This is a genomic window from Achromobacter sp. KK8 (assembly GCF_054188005.1).
Genome location: NZ_CM135178.1, coordinates 344,940 through 364,557 on the forward strand (window position 1 = coordinate 344,940; position 19,618 = coordinate 364,557).

General features: G+C 70.3%; 17 protein-coding genes. 10 read left to right on the forward strand and 7 right to left on the reverse strand.

What is annotated here, in order from left to right:
• Window positions 1-18: 18 nt before the first annotated feature.
• The 9 genes from urtB (at window position 19) to ACVN9Z_RS01710 (ending at window position 9,955) form a co-directional block, all read left to right on the forward strand.
• Entirely contained in the window at window positions 19-1,650 is a 1,632-nt protein-coding gene (urtB, locus tag ACVN9Z_RS01670; RefSeq protein ID WP_020926617.1) for an urea ABC transporter permease subunit UrtB, read from the forward strand.
• Window positions 1,647-2,774, forward strand: a complete 1,128-nt coding sequence (gene urtC / locus ACVN9Z_RS01675) for an urea ABC transporter permease subunit UrtC (protein WP_006386131.1) — start codon at window positions 1,647-1,649, stop codon at window positions 2,772-2,774. The genes urtB and urtC overlap by 4 nt, the downstream gene beginning before the upstream one ends.
• Window positions 2,771-3,610, forward strand: a complete 840-nt coding sequence (gene urtD, locus ACVN9Z_RS01680; protein WP_006386130.1) for an urea ABC transporter ATP-binding protein UrtD — start codon at window positions 2,771-2,773, stop codon at window positions 3,608-3,610. The genes urtC and urtD overlap by 4 nt, the downstream gene beginning before the upstream one ends.
• A gap of 1 nt (window position 3,611) precedes the next feature.
• Window positions 3,612-4,310, forward strand: a complete 699-nt coding sequence (gene urtE / locus ACVN9Z_RS01685) for an urea ABC transporter ATP-binding subunit UrtE (protein WP_006386129.1) — start codon at window positions 3,612-3,614, stop codon at window positions 4,308-4,310.
• A 25-nt stretch (window positions 4,311-4,335) separates the two neighbouring features.
• Window positions 4,336-4,734 carry a DUF2946 domain-containing protein gene (locus ACVN9Z_RS01690; protein ID WP_110135204.1) on the forward strand — a complete coding sequence of 133 codons (399 nt, stop codon included), beginning with the start codon at window positions 4,336-4,338 and terminating at the stop codon, window positions 4,732-4,734.
• A gap of 141 nt (window positions 4,735-4,875) precedes the next feature.
• Complete coding sequence (locus ACVN9Z_RS01695; RefSeq protein ID WP_458213018.1) at window positions 4,876-7,077, forward strand: TonB-dependent receptor; 2,202 nt, start codon at window positions 4,876-4,878, stop codon at window positions 7,075-7,077.
• An 8-nt stretch (window positions 7,078-7,085) separates the two neighbouring features.
• Window positions 7,086-8,621, forward strand: a complete 1,536-nt coding sequence (locus ACVN9Z_RS01700; RefSeq protein ID WP_054442876.1) for a PepSY domain-containing protein — start codon at window positions 7,086-7,088, stop codon at window positions 8,619-8,621.
• Between the two features lie 77 nt (window positions 8,622-8,698).
• On the forward strand, window positions 8,699-9,127 hold the full coding sequence (gene arsC / locus ACVN9Z_RS01705; protein WP_006386125.1) for an arsenate reductase (glutaredoxin): 429 nt from the start codon (window positions 8,699-8,701) through the stop codon (window positions 9,125-9,127).
• Between the two features lie 222 nt (window positions 9,128-9,349).
• On the forward strand, window positions 9,350-9,955 hold the full coding sequence (locus ACVN9Z_RS01710; protein WP_054514767.1) for a phosphatase PAP2 family protein: 606 nt from the start codon (window positions 9,350-9,352) through the stop codon (window positions 9,953-9,955).
• A gap of 62 nt (window positions 9,956-10,017) precedes the next feature.
• On the opposite strand, the gene ogt is transcribed toward ACVN9Z_RS01710, so the two are convergent.
• On the reverse strand, window positions 10,018-10,569 hold the full coding sequence (gene ogt, locus ACVN9Z_RS01715) for a methylated-DNA--[protein]-cysteine S-methyltransferase (protein ID WP_109442151.1): 552 nt from the start codon (window positions 10,567-10,569) through the stop codon (window positions 10,018-10,020).
• A gap of 145 nt (window positions 10,570-10,714) precedes the next feature.
• On the opposite strand from ogt, the gene ACVN9Z_RS01720 reads away from it, so the two are divergent.
• The gene (locus ACVN9Z_RS01720; RefSeq protein ID WP_054442987.1) at window positions 10,715-12,163 is read left to right on the forward strand and encodes an AlkA N-terminal domain-containing protein; all 1,449 of its coding nucleotides are present in this window, start codon (window positions 10,715-10,717) and stop codon (window positions 12,161-12,163) included.
• A 460-nt stretch (window positions 12,164-12,623) separates the two neighbouring features.
• Here ACVN9Z_RS01720 and ACVN9Z_RS01725 read toward each other — a convergent pair whose 3' ends face one another.
• The 6 genes from ACVN9Z_RS01725 to ACVN9Z_RS01750 form a co-directional block, all read right to left on the reverse strand.
• Entirely contained in the window at window positions 12,624-13,106 is a 483-nt protein-coding gene (locus tag ACVN9Z_RS01725) for a YajQ family cyclic di-GMP-binding protein (protein ID WP_006386723.1), read from the reverse strand.
• 80 nt (window positions 13,107-13,186) lie between these two features.
• On the reverse strand, window positions 13,187-13,975 hold the full coding sequence (locus ACVN9Z_RS01730) for a heme ABC transporter ATP-binding protein (RefSeq protein WP_458213019.1): 789 nt from the start codon (window positions 13,973-13,975) through the stop codon (window positions 13,187-13,189).
• Window positions 13,972-14,970, reverse strand: a complete 999-nt coding sequence (locus tag ACVN9Z_RS01735; protein WP_458213020.1) for a FecCD family ABC transporter permease — start codon at window positions 14,968-14,970, stop codon at window positions 13,972-13,974. The genes ACVN9Z_RS01730 and ACVN9Z_RS01735 overlap by 4 nt, the downstream gene beginning before the upstream one ends.
• Window positions 14,954-15,787 carry a heme/hemin ABC transporter substrate-binding protein gene (locus ACVN9Z_RS01740; protein ID WP_024070224.1) on the reverse strand — a complete coding sequence of 278 codons (834 nt, stop codon included), beginning with the start codon at window positions 15,785-15,787 and terminating at the stop codon, window positions 14,954-14,956. Before ACVN9Z_RS01740 ends, ACVN9Z_RS01735 begins: the two co-directional genes overlap by 17 nt.
• A gap of 10 nt (window positions 15,788-15,797) precedes the next feature.
• Window positions 15,798-16,844, reverse strand: a complete 1,047-nt coding sequence (locus tag ACVN9Z_RS01745; protein ID WP_458213498.1) for a hemin-degrading factor — start codon at window positions 16,842-16,844, stop codon at window positions 15,798-15,800.
• A gap of 77 nt (window positions 16,845-16,921) precedes the next feature.
• A complete protein-coding gene (locus ACVN9Z_RS01750) occupies window positions 16,922-19,537 on the reverse strand; it encodes a TonB-dependent hemoglobin/transferrin/lactoferrin family receptor (protein ID WP_458213021.1) in 2,616 nt (871 codons plus the stop codon).
• Between the last annotated feature and the right edge of the window lie 81 nt (window positions 19,538-19,618).

A 19,618-nucleotide genomic window follows, 5' to 3' on the forward strand; every position in this document is an offset into this window, starting at 1 on the left:
GGAACCGGAAGCGCAGCCATGCTGAATGCGGTCATCGCGAAATTCCTGCGTCATCTCCTGCTTGCATGGCTGCTGGCCACGCCGGCGCTGGCCGCCCACGCGGCCGCATCCGGCGTGGACCCGGCGCTGCTGGCGCCGCTGGCCGGCGACGACACCGACGCCCGCCTGCAGGCCATTGCCGCCCTGGGCCAGCAGCCCGGCCCGGGCGCGGCCGCCGTGTTGCAGGCGCTGGGCAATGACCAGCTGTATGCGCTGCCGGACGGCCGCGTGCTGATCGGCGACGGCAAGGGCCAGGCCACCGATCCGGCCACCGGCACGGCCCTGGCGCTGCCGCCCGAGGCCTCCTCCATCGGCATCAACAACCGCTTGCGGCGCGCGATCGAGGCGGCGCTGGCCGGCTCGCGCCTGTTCTCCGACAACCCGCAGGAACGGCTGGCCGCGGCCCGCCGCCTGCAACAGACCGGCGATCCGGCGCGCCTGCCGCTGCTGGAGAAGGCGCTGGCCGCCGAAAAAGACCCGGCCGTGCGCGCCGCGCTGGAGATCGCGCAGGCCAGCCTGGAACTCAAGAGCGCCGACCCCGCCGTGCGGCGCCACGCGGTCGAGCTGCTCGGCCGCACCGACAACGCCGCCTTCCGGCCGACGCTGGCGGCGCTGGCGCAGCAACAGGACGGCGTCTACCCCGAACCCGACGCCGGCGTGCGCGAGGCGGCCGCCAACGCGCTCAAGCGCATCGACCGCCACCTGGCCACCATCGAGTGGGCCGGCAACCTGTTCTACGGCCTCAGCCTGGGCAGCGTGCTGCTGCTGGCGGCGCTGGGGCTGGCCATCACCTTCGGCCTGATGGGCGTCATCAACATGGCGCACGGCGAGCTGCTGATGATCGGCGCCTACGTCACCTACCTGGTGCAGACGGCGTTCCGCGCCTGGCTGCCAGGCTGGCTCGACTGGTACGTGGCGGCGGCGCTGCCGCTGGCCTTCGTGGTCACCGCGCTGGTCGGCATGGCGCTGGAACGCACCGTGATCCGCTGGCTCTACGGCCGGCCGCTGGAAACGCTGCTGGCCACGTGGGGCATCAGCCTGATGCTGATGCAGGGCGTGCGCACCCTTTTCGGGGCGCAGAACGTGGAAGTGGGCAACCCGAGCTGGATGTCCGGCGGCTTCACCGTGCTGGGCGGCCTGGTGCTGACCTACAACCGGCTGGTCATCATCGGCTTCGCGCTGTTCGTGGTGTTCCTGGTGTGGGCGCTGCTGAACCACACGCGGCTGGGCCTGTTCGTGCGCGCCATCACCCAGAACCGGCGTATGGCCGATTGCGTCGGCGTGCCCACCGGCCGCGTCGACATGCTGGCGTTCGGGCTGGGCTCTGGCATTGCCGGGCTGGCCGGCGTGGCGCTGTCGCAGTTGGGCAACGTCGGCCCGGACCTGGGCCGCGGCTACATCGTCGATTCCTTCATGGTGGTGGTGCTGGGCGGCGTCGGCCAGCTGGCCGGCACCGTCATCGCCGCGCTCGGCCTGGGCGGCGTCAACAAATTCCTGGAGCCTTACGCGGGAGCGGTCATGGCCAAGATCACCATCCTGGTGCTCATCGTGCTTTTCGTGCAGAAGCGGCCGCAAGGCCTGTTCGCCCCGCGCGGCCGGAGCGTCGAATGAAGCAGACCGCGCTGACCGATTTCAACCTGCTGGCGCGCCGGCCCCTGTTCAATGGCCGCGCCTGGGCCGCGCTGGGCGCGGGCGTGCTGCTGCTGGCGCTGGTGCCGCTGCTGAACCTGGCGTTTCCCGCCGGCCATCCGCTGCATGTCTCGGCCTACGCGGTGGCGCTGCTGGGCAAGTTCATGTGCTACGCCCTGGCGGCGCTGGCGCTGGACCTGGTGTGGGGCTACGCCGGCATCCTGTCGCTGGGCCACGGCCTGTTCTTCGCGCTGGGCGGCTACGCCCACGGCATGTACCTGATGCGCGCCATCGGCCAGGACGGGGTCTACCAGAGCCGGCTGCCGGACTTCATGGTGTTCCTGGACTGGAAGGACTACCCCTGGTACTGGGCCTTCACCGACCACTTCGCCTACGCCATGCTGCTGGTGGTGCTGGTGCCGGGCGTGCTGGCCTTCGTGTTCGGCTACTTCGCCTTCCGCTCGCGTATCAAGGGCGTGTACTTCTCCATCATCACGCAGGCGCTGACCTTCGCCGCCATGCTGCTGTTCTTCCGCAACGACACCGGCTTTGGCGGCAACAACGGCTTCACCGACTTCAAGCGCATCCTGGGTTTCGATATCACCGCGCCCGGCACCCGCGCCGCGCTGTACTGGATCACGCTGGCGGCGCTGGCCGGCGCGCTGGTGCTGGCGCGCGCCGTCACGCAGTCCAAGCTGGGCCGGGTGCTGACGGCGGTGCGCGACGCCGAGAGCCGGCTGCGCTTCATCGGCTACGACCCGCTCGGCTTCAAGCTGTTCGTGTGGACGCTGTCGGCGGTGCTGTGCGGCATCGCCGGGGCGCTTTACGTGCCGCAGGTCGGCATCATCAACCCCAGCGAAATGTCCACCGAGAACTCCATCGAGATGGTGATCTGGGTCGCCACCGGCGGGCGCGGCACGCTGATCGGCCCCATCATCGGCGCCGGCGCCGTGAACGGCCTGAAGACCTGGTTCACCAGCGTGCTGCCCGAATTCTGGCTGTACGCGCTGGGCCTGATCTTCGTGCTGGTGACCCTCTTCCTGCCCACCGGCATCGTCGGCCTGGCCCGGCGCCTGGCCGCCCGCTACCAGGAGCGACGCGCATGACCAGCACCCATACCGAAAGCGCCATGCTCGATGGCGGCCCCAGCGGCGACGCCGGCTACGGCCGCGTCAGCCCCAAGGGCCTGGACACCAGCCACGGCGCCATCCTGTACCTGGAGGGCATCACCGTCAGCTTCGACGGCTTCAAGGCCCTCAATGACCTGACGCTGGACATCGGCGTCGGCGAACTGCGCTGCATCATCGGCCCCAACGGCGCCGGCAAGACCACCATGATGGACGTCATCACCGGCAAGACGCGGCCCACCGCCGGCACCGCGTTCTTCGGCCAGAGCATCGACCTGACCACGCTGAGCGAGGCGCAGATCGCGCACGCCGGCATCGGCCGCAAGTTCCAGCGCCCCACCGTGTTCGAGCAGCACACGGTGTTCGAGAACCTGGAGCTGGCCATGAAGACCGACAAGCGCGTGCGGCCCACGCTGTTCGCGCGCCTGACCGGCGAGCAGGCCGACCGCATCGGCGAGACGCTCGACCTGATCCGGCTGCGGCCCGAGGCCTTCCGCCCCGCCGGCCTGCTGTCGCACGGCCAGAAGCAATGGCTGGAGATCGGCATGCTGCTGATGCAGGAACCGCAGTTGCTGCTGCTGGACGAGCCGGTGGCCGGCATGACCGACGCCGAGACCGAGCGCACCGGCGAACTGCTCAACGAGCTGCGCGGCCGCCATTCGCTGATGGTGGTCGAGCACGACATGGATTTCGTCAACCAGATCGCCGGCGACGGCAAGGTGACCGTGCTGCACGAGGGCTCGGTGCTGGCCGAGGGGCCGATGGCCAAGGTGCAGGCCGACCCGCGCGTGATCGAAGTCTACCTGGGGCGCTGACATGCTGAACGTGAACACCATCGACCAGTACTACGGCGGCAGCCATACCCTGCGCGGCGTGTCGCTGGCCGTGAACCAGGGCGAATGCCTGGCGCTGCTGGGCCGCAATGGCGTCGGCAAGACCACCCTGCTCAAGTGCGTGATGGGCGTGCTGCCGGTGGCGCGCGGCGCCATCGATTTCGACGGCGCCGACGTCACCCGCCTGGCGCCGCACCAGCGCGCCGCGCGCGGCATGGCCTACGTGCCGCAGGGCCGCGACATCTTCGCCCGGCTCACGGTGGAAGAGAACATCCTGATGGGCATGGCCACCAAGCCGGCGGCGCGCGCGCGCCGCATCAAGGAGGAAGTGTTCGAGCTGTTCCCGGTGCTCAAGAGCATGCTGGCGCGGCGCGGCGGCGACCTGTCCGGCGGCCAGCAGCAACAGCTGGCGATCGCCCGCGCGCTGGTGGCCGAGCCCAAGCTGATCATCCTGGACGAACCCACCGAGGGCATCCAGCCGTCCATCATCAAGGACATCGGCCGCGTCATCCACATGCTGCGCCAGCGCGGCGACATCGCCATCCTGCTGTGCGAACAGTACTTCGACTTCGCCCGCGAGCTGGCCGACCGCTTCGTGGTGCTGTCGCGCGGCGAGGTGGTGGCCAGCGGCGACCGCGCCGCCATCGACGGCGAGGACGTGCGGCGCCATCTTTCCGTCTGAAAAGGCTTGGATATAATGCGCCGTCATGCACCTCGCCCACTTCCTGAACCGCGGCTACGCCTGGATCGCGCTGATCGCGATCCTGTGGGCGTCGCTGGTTCCGTCGCTGGCGCATGGCAATCACCTGCCCAATGCCAGCCGCCAGGTCAGCGTGGACTACTGCGCCCCCGAGGGCCAATCGTCCCTGACCATCGAGGTGCAAAGCGATGACAGGGCCGGCGACCACGCCGCCCACCACGGCGACAGCAACCACTGCCCGTTCTGCCGCAACCCCCAGGCCGACCTCGGCCTCCCTCCCGCTCCCCTGACCGTGCTGCCGGCGCCCGCCAGCGGCGGCGTCACCTACCCGGCGCTGTTCTACCGCGCCTCGCACCCCCTCCACGCCTGGCGCGCGGCCCAGCCGCGCGCCCCGCCGGCGGCCTGATCGGCGCACGCGCCGCTTCCGCCCGAGCATTCGTCGCCGCCGACCGGCGGCGATTCCCGCAGAACCCTCGTCCGCATCCCGGTGCCGCCTGCTAGCGCGGCGCCATCGCGGGCGCGCAGGCCGGCCCCGCCGGCGTGGACCATGAAAAGAACCTACGCAGTATCCCTGCTGGCCGGCGCCTGCGCCGCCAATCCGGCGCTCGCGCTGACGACCGAGCCCGCCATCGAGACGCTGGCGCCCACCGTGGTCGAAGGCGACAACGCCGAGGACCGCCCCAACGGCCCGATCAACCTGGAACGCATCGACGGCACCGGCAGCCGCCTTGGCCTGCGGATCAAGGACACGCCGGCCTCCGTCACCGTCATCTCGCGCCAGCAGATCGAGGCGCGCGGCGCCCTCAACACCCAGGACATCGCCCGCGGCATCCCGGGCGTGAACAACGCCTCGCCCCCCGGCATGGCCGGCGCCGTCAGCTATCGCGGCTTCAGCGGCGGGCAGGTGTCGCAGTTGTTCAACGGCATCTCGGTGCAGTACGACTCGGCGGCGGCGCGGCCGATCGACAGCTGGATCTACGACCGGGTCGAGGCCATCGGCGGCCCGTCGACCTTCCTGTTCGGCGCCGGCGCCGTCGGCGGCGCCATCAACTACGTCACCAAGCTGCCCGAACGCGACACCTTCTACGAAGGCCAGTTGCGCCTGGGTTCGTTCGACACGCGCCAGGCATCGGCCGGCATCAACCAGCAACTGGCCGGGTCGCCCGGCGGCCGCGGCCATTACCTGCGCATCGACGCCAACACCACCGCCAGCAACGGCTGGGTCGACGGTGAACGGTCGAACGCCACCCAGGTGGCGGCGTCGCTGCTGTCCGACCTGGGCGACGACGTCACCCAGACCTGGGCCTTCGAGTACCAGCGCGAGCGCGTCGACCGCCCCTACTGGGGCACGCCGTTGACGGTCGGCGCCAACGGCAAGGTGAGCGGCGAGGGCCGCATCCGCGGCGGCACGCGTTTCAAGAACTACAACGTCGACGACGGCCTGTACGAGCAGTCGGTGCTGTGGGCCCGTTCGCTGACGGAATGGCGTGCCGCGCCGGGCGTGACGTTCAAGAACACGCTCTACTACTACCGCGCCGAGCGCGATTTCCGCAACCTGGAGACCTACCGCTACAACGCCGGCAACAGCCGCGTGCTGCGCTCGGCCACGCTGCTGCAGCGCCATGAGCAGAGCCTGGTCGGCAACCGCGTCGAGGGACTGGTCGAATCGACGCTGGCCGGCCTGCCCACCAGTTGGTCATTCGGCGCCGACCTGAGCGTGAACAGGCAGACCCGCTATCCGACCAGCCTGCCGGCCACGGTGGACGCGGTCGATCCGTATGATTTCCAGCCGGGCTATTTCTACGACATTCCCGGCATGACGCGCGGCCACAATCCGGATCGCGACAACCGCGTCCGCACCCTCGCGTTCACGCTGGAGAACCGCACCGAGGTGCTGCCCGGCGTGGCCATCGTGTCGGCCCTGCGCAAGGACTTCATCGACCTGGACCTGACCAACCGCCGCGCGGTCACGGCCGCCGCGCCGGCGTCGGCCTCGCGCAGCTATTCGCCCACCACCGGCCGGCTGGCGCTGAACTGGGCCATCACGCCGCAGGCGTCGCTGTACGCGCAATACGCCACGGCCGCCGATCCGCCGTCCGGCATCATGGCCACCGCGTCGTTCGCCGACGTGCTCAACAACGACAAGCTGACCACCGGCACGCAGAAGGAGGTCGGCGGCAAGTTCGAGTTCTGGGACGGCCGCGGCTCGGCCACCATCGCCGCCTACGAGATCAAGCGCAAGAACATCTCGGCCCCCGACGCCAACAATCCGGCGGTCAGCATCCCGGTGGGGCAGCAGTCGGCGCGCGGGCTGGAACTGGCCGGCGGCCTGCGGCTGACGCGCACCCTGTCGCTGCAGGCCAACGTCGCCTTCGTCGACCCGCAGTACGACGACTTCTCGGAAACCGTCGGCGGCGTACGCGTATCGCGCAATGGCAACGTGCCGACCAACACGCCGCGGCGCGTGGCCAACGCCTGGATCGACTACGCCTTCCTGCCGGACTGGAACGCCAGCGTCGCCGCGCGCTACGTCGGCCGCGCCTATGCCGATGCCGCCAACACCGTCTGGGCGCCGTCGTACACCGTGTTCGACGCGGCGCTGTCGCATCGCATCGACCGCCATTTCACCCTCACCGGCCGGGTCCGCAACCTGACCGACAAGGTGTACGCGGCCAACGTCACCGGCACGCCGATGTTCTACCTGGGCGCGCCGCGCTCGTTCGAACTGACGCTGCAGGCGCGATACTGAGAACGATCATGAGCGCAATCCCCTCCCCCCGCCGCCGGCCCGCGCCCGTGCCGTGGTCCAGCCGCGCCAAGCGCTGGCTGTACCTCACGCACCGCTGGGCCGGCATCGTGCTGTGCCTGTTCTTCGCCATGTGGTTCATTTCGGGCGTGGTGATGATGTACGTGGGCTATCCCAAGCTCACCCCGCTCGAACGCATGACGCACGTCGCGCCGCTCGATCCGGCGCGCGTTGCCGCCACGCCGGCGCAGGCCTTGGCCGCCGCCGGCGCCAGCGACATGACGGGCCTGGGCCTGGCCGCGCTGCGCGGCGGCGCGCCGGTCTACCTGGTGCCGGCCGGCCGCGGCCGCGCGCCCAAGGTGGTGGATGCCGCCAGCGGCGCATTGCTGCCGCGCGCCGATGCCGCCGTCGCCAGCGCCAGCGCCGCGGCCTGGTTCGACGGCCGCTACGCCGCGCACTACCAGGGCGAGGTGGACGAGGACGTCTACACCCATTCCGGCGCGCTCGACCCGCACCGGCCCCTGCACCGCATCGACATGGACGATCCGGCGCGCACGCGGCTGTACGTCTCGTCCGCCACCGGCGAGGTGGTGCTGGACGCCACCCGCCGCGAACGGCTGTGGAACTACGCGGGCGCCTGGATCCACTGGCTGTATCCGTTTCGCGGCAACGCCTTCGATCCGTGGTGGCACGACATCGTCGTCTGGCTGTCGGTGGCCGGCGTGGCCCTGGCGCTGACCGGCACGGTGGTCGGCATCCTGCGCTGGCGCTTCTCGCGCCCGTACGCCAGCGGCAGCCGTTCGCCCTACCGCGAGAACATGATGCGCTGGCATCACCTGGCGGGCCTGCTGTTCGCCGGCATCACCATCACCTGGATCTTCAGCGGATTGATGTCGATGAATCCGTGGAAGCTGTTCAGCAGCGGCGCGCCGCCCTTGGCGCAACAGGCCTACGCCGGCGGCCCCTATGCCGCCGACGCGCCCCAGGCGCCGCCCGCCGCGCTGATCCGCGCCCTGCCGGCGGCGCCGCGCGAACTGCGCTGGCAACGCGTGGACGGCCAGGACCTGGTGCTGGCCCGCAGCGGCCCGGGCGCGCCGCGGCTGCTGGCGGCCGCCGACGCCCGCCCCGTCACGCTCGACCCCGCCGCCCTGCGCGCCGCCGCCGCCCGCCTGGTGCCCGGCGCGGCCCTGGCCGACGTGCAGGTGCTGGACCGCTACGATTTTTATTACTACGGCCGCGACGAACACGCCATGCTCGGCCACATCGAGAAGCCGTTGCCGGCGTGGCGCCTGGTGTTTGACGACCCGCAGGCCAGCTGGGTCTACCTGGATCCGCGCACCGGCCAGGTGCTGGGCCGGCAGGACCGCCGCAACCGCGCCAGCCGCTGGTTGTTCGCCTTCCTGCACAGCTGGGACTGGACCGGCCTGCTGGCGCGCCGGCCGCTGTGGGACATCCTGCTGGTGTTCCTCAGCCTGGGCGGCGCGGCGCTGAGCCTGACCGGCGTTGTGATCGGCTGGCGCCGGCTGGGCCGCAAGCTGCGCGCCTGACGCCGCCATGGCCGCGGGGATGGGGCTGGAATGCACTATGCTCCCTCCTTGTCCCCGCAATACCGCAAGGAAAGCCCATGTCCGACGTCACCATCTACCACAACCCCAAGTGCGGCACTTCGCGCAACACGCTGGCCATGATCCGCAACGCCGGCATCGAACCGCAGGTCGTCCTGTACCTGGAGACGCCGCCTTCGCGCGCACAGCTCAAGGCGCTGTTCAAGCGCGCCGGCATCACCGTGCGCGACGCGCTGCGCGAGAAGGGCACGCCCTACGCCGAACTCGGCCTGGATGACACCACGCTGAGCGACGAGGCCCTGCTGGACGCCATCGAGGCCCACCCCATCCTGCTGAACCGCCCCTTCGTCAGCACGCCACTGGGCGCGCGCCTGTGCCGCCCGTCCGAACTGGTGCTGGACATCCTGCCCGCGCCGCAGCAAGGCGCCTTCACCAAGGAAGACGGCGAAGCGGTGATCGACGCGCAGGGCAAGCGCATCGCCAAGTGAGCGCCGTGTCGACGGCACCGGCGCGCGCTACCTGGGGCCACGCAGTCCGGACAGGAGGAGCTGGGCCGCGCGCCCTTTCCGGGCAAACCGGCAAATGCCACGGAAAGCCACACGCGCATCCAAAAGTAAATCCCGGGAATCGGCGCGCATTTTGCAAGGGAATTGACGGCAAACCCGACTACCATCGCGCCAGTCGAGAATATTTCAGCAAAATGACGCGTCATGGATTTCCTGGAACCTATCAATCAGTCCCTGTTTCTCCTGATCAACGCCGACCCGGCCAGCCCGGCCTGGCACATCCAGGCGGCCCTGTTCGTCGCCAACCGGCTGATCCTGCTGGTGCCGGCCGCGCTCGCGGGGCTGTGGCTGTGGGGCGGCCAGGCCCAGCGTGACGTCGCGCTCAAGGCGCTGGCCGGCATCGGCGCCGCGCTCTGCATCAGCTACCTGTGCGGCGCGCTGTGGCCGCATGCGCGGCCGTTCGTGCTGGGGCTGGGCCACGCGTTCTTCGCGCACAAGGCCACCGCGTCCTTTCCCAGCAACCACACCATCATCATCGCCACGCTGGCGTTCACGCTGATCTTCGACCGGCGCTGGGCCGGCTGGGGTTATGCCTTACTGTTGCTGGCGGCCGTGGTCGGCCTGTCGCGCGTCTACCTGGGCGTGCACTTTCCGCTGGACATCGCCGGCGGCCTGCTGCTGGCGCCAGTGGCCGCCGGGCTGGCCGTGCCGGTCTGGCGCCGCGTCGGCGAGCCGCTGACGGCCGTGCTGCAGGCCATCTACCGCAGGCTGCTGGCGCTGCCCATCGCGCGCGGCTGGATCCGCGCCTGACGGCCACACCGCGCGCCGCGCGCGTCGACGCGACGCGGGCATTCCTTGCCGGTGCGGCCGCCTCAGGCGGCCCGCGCCACCGGCGCGCCCCGGGTGGCGCGCCAGCGGCCTTCGTGTTCCAGCAGCCACCGCTTGCGATGCAGCCCGCCGCCGTAGCCGGTCAGCGACGCATTGGCGCCGATCACCCGGTGGCAGGGCACCACGATGCCGATGGGGTTGGCGCCGTTGGCCATGCCCACCGCGCGCACCGCCGAAGCCCGGCCGATGCGCGTGGCCAGGGCGCCATAGCTGACGGTCTCGCCCGCCGCGATCTCTCGCAACGCCCGCCACACACTGCGCTGGAAATCGGTGCCGCCGGACGCCACCTTCAACCGGTCGATCGCATCCACCTCGCCCTCGAAATAGGCCTGCAGCTGGCGGCTCGCGGCCGAGGCGCGCGCGGCATCGCGCAACTGCACCGCGCCCTTGCCATACTGGCGCCGCAGCAAGGCATGCATGCGGGGTTCGTAGTCGTGCCAGTCGACCGCGCGCAGGCATTCCTGCGCGTCGGTCAGGACCAGCATCTGCCCGAGGGGCGTGGCGACGCGTTCGAATTGGAAAATCTGGACAGGCATGGCGGGCTCCGGCTTCGGTATTGACGCGCCCAATATAGGCCGGACGCGGCGCCGGCGCTGGCGGATTCCGGACATCACAGCAAGCCGGACAACAGTGTCCGAAAACCGCTAGATCCAGGCCGCTTCCGGCGCTAGCATGGATCGCATGAACCTCGACCACGACGCCTGCTACAGCGCCATCCGCGTACGCGACGCCCGTTACGACGGCCGCTTCTTCACCGCCGTCAAGACCACGCGCATCTATTGCCGCCCGGTCTGCCCGGCGCGCACGCCGCTGTCGCGCAATGTTGTCTTCTACCCGACGGCGGCCGCCGCCCAGGAAGCGGGTTTCCATCCCTGCCTGCGCTGCCGGCCCGAAACCGCGCCCGCCGCCGGCCGCGGCCGCGACCTGCCCGACAGCGTCGCGCGCGCCCTCGGCCTGATCGAACTCGGCGCGCTCGACGACGCCGGCGTCGACGCCCTGGCCGCGCGCCTGGGCGTCGGCGAACGCCAGTTGCGGCGCCAGTTCCGCCAGCACCTGGGGGCTTCGCCCGTGGCCGTGGCGCAGACCCGGCGCGTGTTGCTGGCCAAGCAGCTGATCCACGAAACCCGCCTGCCCATGGCCGAGATCGCGTTTGCCGCCGGCTTCGGCAGCATCCGCCGCTTCAACGAGATCTTCCTGGCCCTGTTCGGCCGCGCCCCGGGCGAACTGCGGCGTTCCGGCAAGCCCGACGTCCCGGCCGGCCCGCAGGGCGAAATCAAGCTGCTGCTGCGCTACCGCCCGCCCTACGACTGGCCCGCCATGCTGGACTTCCTGCGCGTGCGCGCCATCCCCGGCATCGAACGGGTCACGGACGACAGCTACACGCGCACCATCGGCCTGGACGGCGGCCAGGGCACCGTGCGGGTCGAACCCGGCCCGGGCAACGCGCTGCGAGCCACCGTCCGCTTCCCCCAGCTGCACGCCCTGCCCACCATCATCGCGCGCCTGCGCCGCGTCTTCGACCTGGCCAGCGACCCCGCCGCGCTCGCCGCGCAACTGGCCCACGACCCCGTCATGGCCGCCCTCACCGCCGCCCGTCCCGGCCTGCGCGTGCCCGGCGCCTGGGATGGCTTCGAACTCGCCCTGCGCGCCGTCCTCGGCCAGCAGATCACCGTCACCGCCGCCATCAAGCTCGCCGGCAAACTCGTCGCCGCTTACGGCCAGCCCCTGGACCAGCCCGACGGCGACCTGACCCACCTGTTCCCGACGCCGGCCGCCGTCGCCCCCGCCGACCTCGCCCCGCTCGGCATGCCCCGCACGCGCGCCGCCACCCTCTCCGCCGTCGCCGCCGCGGCCCTGGCCGACCCCCGCCTGTTCGACACCGCCGACTGCCTCGACAACGCCGTCACCCGCCTTCGCACCCTGCGCGGCGTCGGCGAATGGACCGCCCAATACATCGCCCTGCGCCAGCTACGCGAACCCGACGCCTTCCCCGCCTCCGACATCGGCCTGATCCGCGCCCTGGAAAAACTGGAAAACCGCCAATACACCCCCGCCCAGCTCCTGGCCCGCGCCGAAGCCTGGCGCCCCTGGCGCGCCTATGCGGCCCAGCACTTGTGGGCGGAATATTGAGGAAGTCGGATGGCGTTACGCAATTTGGGAAGACGCCAGCCCGTAATCAATGGCGTTCCACGGAGCCCGCAGAACGAGACCACGCCTATCCAGCAAAAAACACCTTCAGCGCGCCCCTCTCCACAAGCGCGCAGCGCACACCGTTCCGACGCAACAAATTGCGTATGCAAGAACCGGCCGCGCAGGGCGGCCGGTTCTTGCGGGCAACGCAAGCCTCTCCGCGCCCCCGTCCGACCTGACTGCGCCGCAAACCTAGACGCCGGTAGCCCGTTGCGCGGGGTGTCGGGGGGGTGGGCAACCTCGATGCGCCCGACGGAAACCGTAGGAAGCCGAAGGCGTACGAGGTTGAGGATGGGGCAGTCCGGAGCGAACGCTCCGGACCGCAATCGTGGGCGCCCGCCCCCCCGACACCCCGCGCGACGGGCGGCCTACGAACCCCACCCAGCCGCAAGCAAAACAGTCAGTCCCGAAAATTCTCGAACTGCAACGGCAAATCCACGTCAGTCTTCTTCAACAACGCAATCGCCGTCTGCAGATCATCCCGCTTCTTGCCGCTGATCCGCAGCTTGTCGCCGTTGATCTGGCTTTCGACCTTGAGCTTGGCGTTCTTGATCGCCGCGATCAGCTTCTTGGCCACCGGCTGCTCGATCCCCTGTTTCACCGTGATCTTCTGCCGCGCCCCGCCCAGGTTCTCCAGCGGATCCGCCACGTCCAGGCAGCGCACGTCGATCCCGCGCGCCGACAGCCGGCCGCGCAGGATGTCCAGCATCTGCTTGAGCTGGAACGCGCTCGACGCCACTTGCGTCACCACGAAGCCTTCCAGTTCGAACTTGGCATCCGTGCCCTTGAAATCGAAACGGGTGGCGAGTTCGCGGTTGGCCTGGTCGATGGCGTTGGTGAGTTCGTGTTTGTCGACTTCGGAGACGACGTCGAAAGTAGGCATGACACTGGGTCCTGTCGGTAGATGAAGAAAAGGCGGCCGCGGCCGCCGCGATTGCCCCATTTTACCGGGGCGCGCGCCCCTCAAGCCATCAGCACCAGCAACCGGTCCGCCTGCAACGGATGCGGCATCACCTGCGCCTGGATGCCGTATGCCAGATACAGGTTGGCCGGCGTCAGCACCTGCGCCGGCGTACCCTGCGCGATCGCCTGGCCGCCGCTCAGCAACAGCAGGCGGTCGCACCAGCGCGCCGCCAGGTTCATGTCGTGCAGGATCACCAGCACACCGGTATTGCCTTCGTGCGCCAGTTGCGCCGCCCGTCGCATCAGGTCGGCCTGGTGCCTGGGATCGAGGCTGGCGGTCGGTTCGTCCAGCAGCAGGTAGCGGGCCTCGCCCGGGACGCGCGCCGCGCGACATTGCACCAGCACCCGGGCGAACTGCACCCGCTGCTGCTCGCCGCCCGACAGCTGCGGATAGCGCCGGCCGTCAAGGTGGCTGACGTCGGCCCATTCCAGCGCCTGCCGCGCCAGGTCATCGACCTCGGCCGGCGACAGCTCCGGAAACGGATACGCGCCCATCGCCACCACCTCGCGCACGCCCAGGTCGAAGGTCAGCCCGGGCTTCTGCGGCAGCACCGCGCGCTTGCGCGCCTGCGCGCGCGGCGGCAGCGCGCGCAGCGGGCGGCCGTCCAGCGCCAGGCTGCCGCCATCGGCATCCAGCTCGGCCGCCAATGCGCCCAGCAGGGTCGATTTGCCGGCGCCGTTGCTGCCCAGCAGGCCCACCACCTCGCCCGGCCGGATCGCCAGCGAGACGCGGTCCAGGATGCGCTTGCCGTCGCGCGCCAGTGTCAGGTTCTCGGCGGCCAGCATCAACCGTGCCTCCGGCCGCGCGCCAGCAGCCACAGGAAGAAGGGACCGCCCACCAGCCCGGTCACCAGGCCGATCGGCAGTTCGGCCGGCACCACCACAATGCGCGCCAGCCAGTCCGCCAGCGTCATCACCAGCCCGCCACCCAGCAGGCAGGCCGGCAACAGCAGGCGGTGGTTGGCGCCCAGCGTCATGCGCACCAGGTGCGGCACCACCAGGCCGACGAACACGATGGTGCCGCTGGCAGCCACCAGCGGCCCGACGATGAGGGTGCAGGCCAGCACCAGCCGGGCGCGCGCCTGCTTGAGCGAATAGCCCAGGTGCTGGGCCTCGCGCTCGCCCAGCAGCAGCGCGTTCATCACGCGCCACTGGCGCAGCAGCCAGCACGACAGCAGCAGCACCCACGGCCCCAGGAACGCCAGCAGCTTCCAGCTGGCGCCGGCCAGGCTGCCCATGTTCCAGAAGGTCAGGTCGCGCAACTGCGCATCGGACGCCATGAACGTGAACAGCCCGATCAGGCTGAAGGCGATGGCCGTGATGGCCACCCCCGCCAGCAGCAGCCCGGCCACGCCCGGCACGCGCCGTCCCACCACATAGGCCGACAGCGTCGCGACCAGGCTGCCGATGAAGGCGCCCGGCGCGGTGTACCAGAAGCCGCCGTGCGTCATGACGATGGCGATGACCGCGCCTAGCGAAGCGCCGGCGGAAATGCCGATCAGCCCCGGCTCGGCCAGCGGATTGCGGAACAGCGCCTGCAACGCCGCGCCGGAGATCGCCAGGCCCGCGCCCATCACCACCGCCAGCAATACCCGCGGCAGGCGGATGTCGATCAGCACATTGCGCCACAGCGCCTGTTCAGGCGTGGGCGCGCCCCACAACAGCGACGGCAGTTCACGCAGCGGGATCGGCACCGCGCCGCTAGCGCTGGCCGCCAGCACCGCCAGCACCAGCGCCGCGGCCAGCAGCGCCAGTGCCACCGGCGCCCTAGCGCGCCATGGCATGCGCCGCCTCCTGCTTGAGCTGGATCAGCGCCTGCGGCAGCCGCGGCCCCAGGCCGAGGATCAGCAGATCGTCCATGACGATGATGCGCTGTTTCGCCGCGGCTTGCGTCGCCGCGATGCCGGGCAGGCGCGCAAAGCCCTCCAGGCCGCCGCTGGCCTGCAGCGATTCACGCGTGACGATGATCAGGTCGGGCGCCAGCGCGCCGATGGCCTCGGGCGACAGCGGCTTGTAGCCCTGCTGTCCCGCCAGCACGTTGTCCAGGCCGGCCAGGCGCATGATCTCGGCCGCCGCGGTGCCGCGCCCCGCGCCCTGCGGCGCGCCGCTGCGGTTGATCAGCAGCAATGCCCGCGCGCGCGTTGCCGGCATGGCTTCGGCCTTGGCCAGTTCGCCTGTCACGTCCCGCACCATCTGTTCGCCGGCCGGCGCCACGTCGAGCGCGGCCGCCACGGCGCGGATGCGCGCCTTGAGCGAATCGACCGACGGCGCGTCCGGCACGCTCACCACCCGCACGCCGACTTCGCCCAGGCGCTTGAGCGCGTCGGGCGGACCAGCCTGCTCCGACGCCAGCACCAGGTCGGGCTGGAGCGCCAGCACGCCTTCGACCGGCACGGCGCGGTAATAGCCGACCCGCGGCAGACGGGTCGCTGCCTCCGGATACAGGCTGGACTGGTCGTCGCCGACCAGCCGCTCGCCCTGCCCCAGGCCGTAAACGATTTCCGTCACGGTTCCGCCCAGGGTCACCACGCGCGCGGGCGGCGCCGCCTGCGCGGCCGCCACCAGCATCCATCCCGCCGCCACCGCCAGCCATTTCTTCATTGCATCATCCTCATGCGGCCAGCGGCACGCGGCACAGGCCCGACATCAATTCACGCCAACCCGTCAGTTCCGGCTTGCCCGGCTTGCGCTCGCCAAAAAACTGCGCGATCAGGTCGCCGCTGGACGAATACAGCTCCAGCGACGTCACCCAGCCATCGCTGGTGGGTTTGTTCACCACCCAGGCCGACGCGATGGCGCTGGTGTCCAGGTGCAGGTTGAAGGTCGGATCCAGCACGTTGAACCAGGGGCCGGTGCGGCGCAACTGGTGCACCGGGCCGGTGTGGATCTGGATCATGCCGCGGTTGCCCACGAAGCACATGATCGACAAGCCGCTGGCCGCCGCCGACTCCAGCATGCGTTCGACCGACTCCATCGGCACCGTCTGCGCCAGGTCCTCGCCGGCCGCGGCCAGCGCCGCCAGGCGCGACACCTTGAACTTGCGCAGCAGCGGGAAGAACTCGTGCGTGTCCTGCATGCCGAGCCAGGCCTGCCGCCACTGGGCGCTGTCGTCGACGCTCGGCGCGTCGGTGGCGGCGGCATAAGGCGCGGTGTCGGGCCAGCGCGAGGCGCCCGCGAACTTCGCCACCAGCGCGTCGTACGCGGCGGCATCGGTGGCCTCGGTGCGGTAGACCTTGTGCACCGCCACGCCCGCGCCGTCGAAGAACTGCAGGCTGTGGCGGCCGTCCTGCTCGACCGCCCAGGCGGAGGCCCAGCACGAGAAGAACACCCGCAGGTCGATGTCCGGCCCCAGCACCAGGCCGACCGGGCCGTCGGCCTGGATGTCGAGGTAGGCGCCATGGCGTTCGTGCACGCACCAGTCGTTGCGCGTCAGGGCCATCACCGGCCCCAGCGTGCCCAGTTCGCGGAAGATCTCCTGCGGCTGGCCATGCAGTTCGACTGCCTTGACACCGCCACAGCCGGCGGCGACCCATTCGGCCTCGGACACGCCGAGTTCCTGGGCCAGGTTGCGGGCGCGCAGGCCGGGCTTGGACGCCGCCAGCGCTTCGTTGCGGGCGCGCAGCTCGGCGGCGCGGGTGTCGAAATCGGGGTGCTTCACTTCGTTGCTCATTGCGGGCCCTCCGGCCGGAATGGAAAATCGGGACTGCCGCCGCTGACGCGCGGCGGCAGCGCGGGTCAGTATTGATACGTCAGTGAGACGCGCAGGCTGCGTCCCGGTTCGGTGTACCAGTCCACCGGCCGCGGCAGCGCCGTGGCGCCTGCGGTCGGCACGTTGATGGCTTCCCAGTACTTCTTGTCGAACAGGTTGAACACGCCGGCCTGCACCTGCAGGCCCTTCACCGAGGCCGGGCGCCAGTAGCCCATCAGGTCCACCACGCCATAGCCAGGCGCCTGGAAATCACGGTTGGGCGCCTTGGCGGAAGCGTCCGGATACTCGACCTTGTTGCGACGCAGGGCCGTGGTCAGCATCGCGTCCACGCCCCATGCGTCGCGGCCATAGCCGACGCCCAGCACGGCCTTGAGCGGCGCCACCGAATTCAGGTACTGGCCGGTGCCCTCGTCCTTGCCCACGGCCCATGCCAGCGAGCCCCAGGTGCGCCAGCCCGGCGAGAATTTCCAGTGCGCGCTGGCCTCGGCGCCATAGATGCGCACCTTGGCGCGGTTGACGTTGCCGGTGATGCCCAGCGGATACTGCCCGGCCCAACCCGCCTGCCATTGCGGCGAACCGGCGTCCAGCGGCACGTTGCTGTCGATGAAGTTCCGGTAGCGGTTATCGAAGAACGATAACGCGCCCCCCAGCGAATCGGAACCCAGCTTGGCGCCCAGTTCCCAGCCCTTGCTGGTTTCCGGCTTCAGGTAGGGGTTGCCGACCCGCAGGTAGGTGCCCGGGCCGCCGTAGTTGGTGTAGAGCTGCGTCGCGCTGGGCGCCTTGAAGCCGTAGGCGTACTGCGCGTACAGGTTCAGTTCGTCCGCGGCCTTCCAGGTGGCCAGCAGCTTGGGCGAGAAGCGCCCGCCGCCATTGTCGGGCGGCAGCGCGCCGCCGTTGCGGTTGCTGGCGTAGCTTTCGGTGGACTTGGGCTTCTGCTCGTAATGGTCGTAGCGCAGCGCCGGCATGACCGTGTAGCGGCCGTCGGCGAAGCTGAATTCGTCGGAGGCCCACAAGGCCCACTGGCTGCCCTTGGACAGCGGCACGTCGGCCTGGTTGGTGTGCAGCATGTCGCAGGTGCGCGGACCCATCGGCGCGGGTGTGCCCGGTCGCACTACCGGGCAATTGTCGTAGCCGCTGGAATTCTGCTCGGTCTTGTTGCCGTACCATTCCCCGCCCACAGTCCAAAGCTGTGAAACGCTGTTGCCGGCCAGCCGCTTGGTCAGCTCGGCATTGGCGCCGAACATGGTCTGACGGATGGAGTTGTTGCGGCCATAGGCGCCACTGGGAAAACCGTAGCGGAATGGGTCGCCGGGAATGTTGCCCCGCGCGTCGCGGCTGCGCTGGCCATCCAGCGCGCTGTCGAGCTGCATGCGCTGCCAATACACCACCGCCGTGGCGCTGTCGATCCAGCCGCCCTCGCCCGGCGCCTTGTAGGCATAGTCGAACGACACGCGCTCGCGCTCGGTTTCCTTTTTGGTGGTGTTCTCGCCGATCTGGTAGCTGGTGCCCGGGCCCTGCTCGAACATGCTGTCCTGGGTGGCGTTGCGCTTGAAGTACTCGCCGGTCAGGCCGAAACGATGGCCGCCATCCACGCGCTGTTGCAGCTTGAGCAGGAAACTGCGCTGGGCGTAGTCTTCGGGCGTCGGCTCGCTGCGGCGCGGGCCGTAGCCGCCGACGTCGCCACGGTTGTCGAGCGCGTGGCCGTTGCGCACGCCCGCCTGCACCAGCCAGAAGGTGTTGTCATGGATCTGCCCGGCCAGCGCGGCGTTGGCGCCCCAACTGCTGTCGGCGGTGTCGTAGTCGGTCTTGGCCAGCGCGCCGAAGGTCTTGCCGTCGGTCAGCAGGTCGGCCGGGCTGAGCGTGTACAGGTCGGCCAGTCCGGAAATGGCCCCCGAACCGCCCGAGCCGGCGTCGGCGCCACGCACGACGTCCAGGCGCGACAGCGTATTGAAGTCCACCGCCTCCAGGCCGCCCTTGACGCCCCGGGCGCCGTCGTCGAGCCACGGCAGCCGGATGCCATCGACCCGCGTCAGCACGCGGTCCTGGTCGAGCCCGCGGATGTTGATGCTGTTGTTCTGGCGGCTGAAGCTCACGCCGGGTTCGGCGCGCTTGCCCAGGTCGCTCCAGTTCTTGATCTGCAGATCGTCCATGCGCTTGCGGTCGGTGCGCGTTTCCCATGCCGGCGCCGCCACCGCGCCTTCGCCCTGGACCGTGACCGGCGCGAGTTGCGCGACACCCGGCTGCGGCAAGGCCTGCAACACGAATACGCCGGGGCTGCGCTCGCGCGCGGCCAGGCCGCTGCCGGCCAGCAGGCGGGCAAAGCCGTCAGCCACGGTGTATTCCCCATTCAAGCCCGCGCCACGGCGCTGGCCCACCAGCGTCGCGTCGAACAGCACCGTGACGCCGGCATGGTCGGCAAAGCGCGCCAGGTTCTCGGCCAGCGGGCCGGCCGGGATGCGGTAGCTGCGCGCCTGCTGCGCTGGCGCGGCCTGCGCCTGCGCGGCGGCGGCCGGCCACAGCATGGCGGCCGGCGCGGCCAACGCGGTGGCAAGGCGCAACGCCAGGGTCAGGCGGGTCAGTCGGCATGGGGCCTCTCGGTTGATGGGATAGCCGCGCACGCGGCTGGCGGGGAAATGAGCCATGGTCGTCCTTTCGATCCAACGGGTATCGGCATTCGTGTGCCTCTACTGACCATGACCCTCGACATTCGCGGACCGGACAGC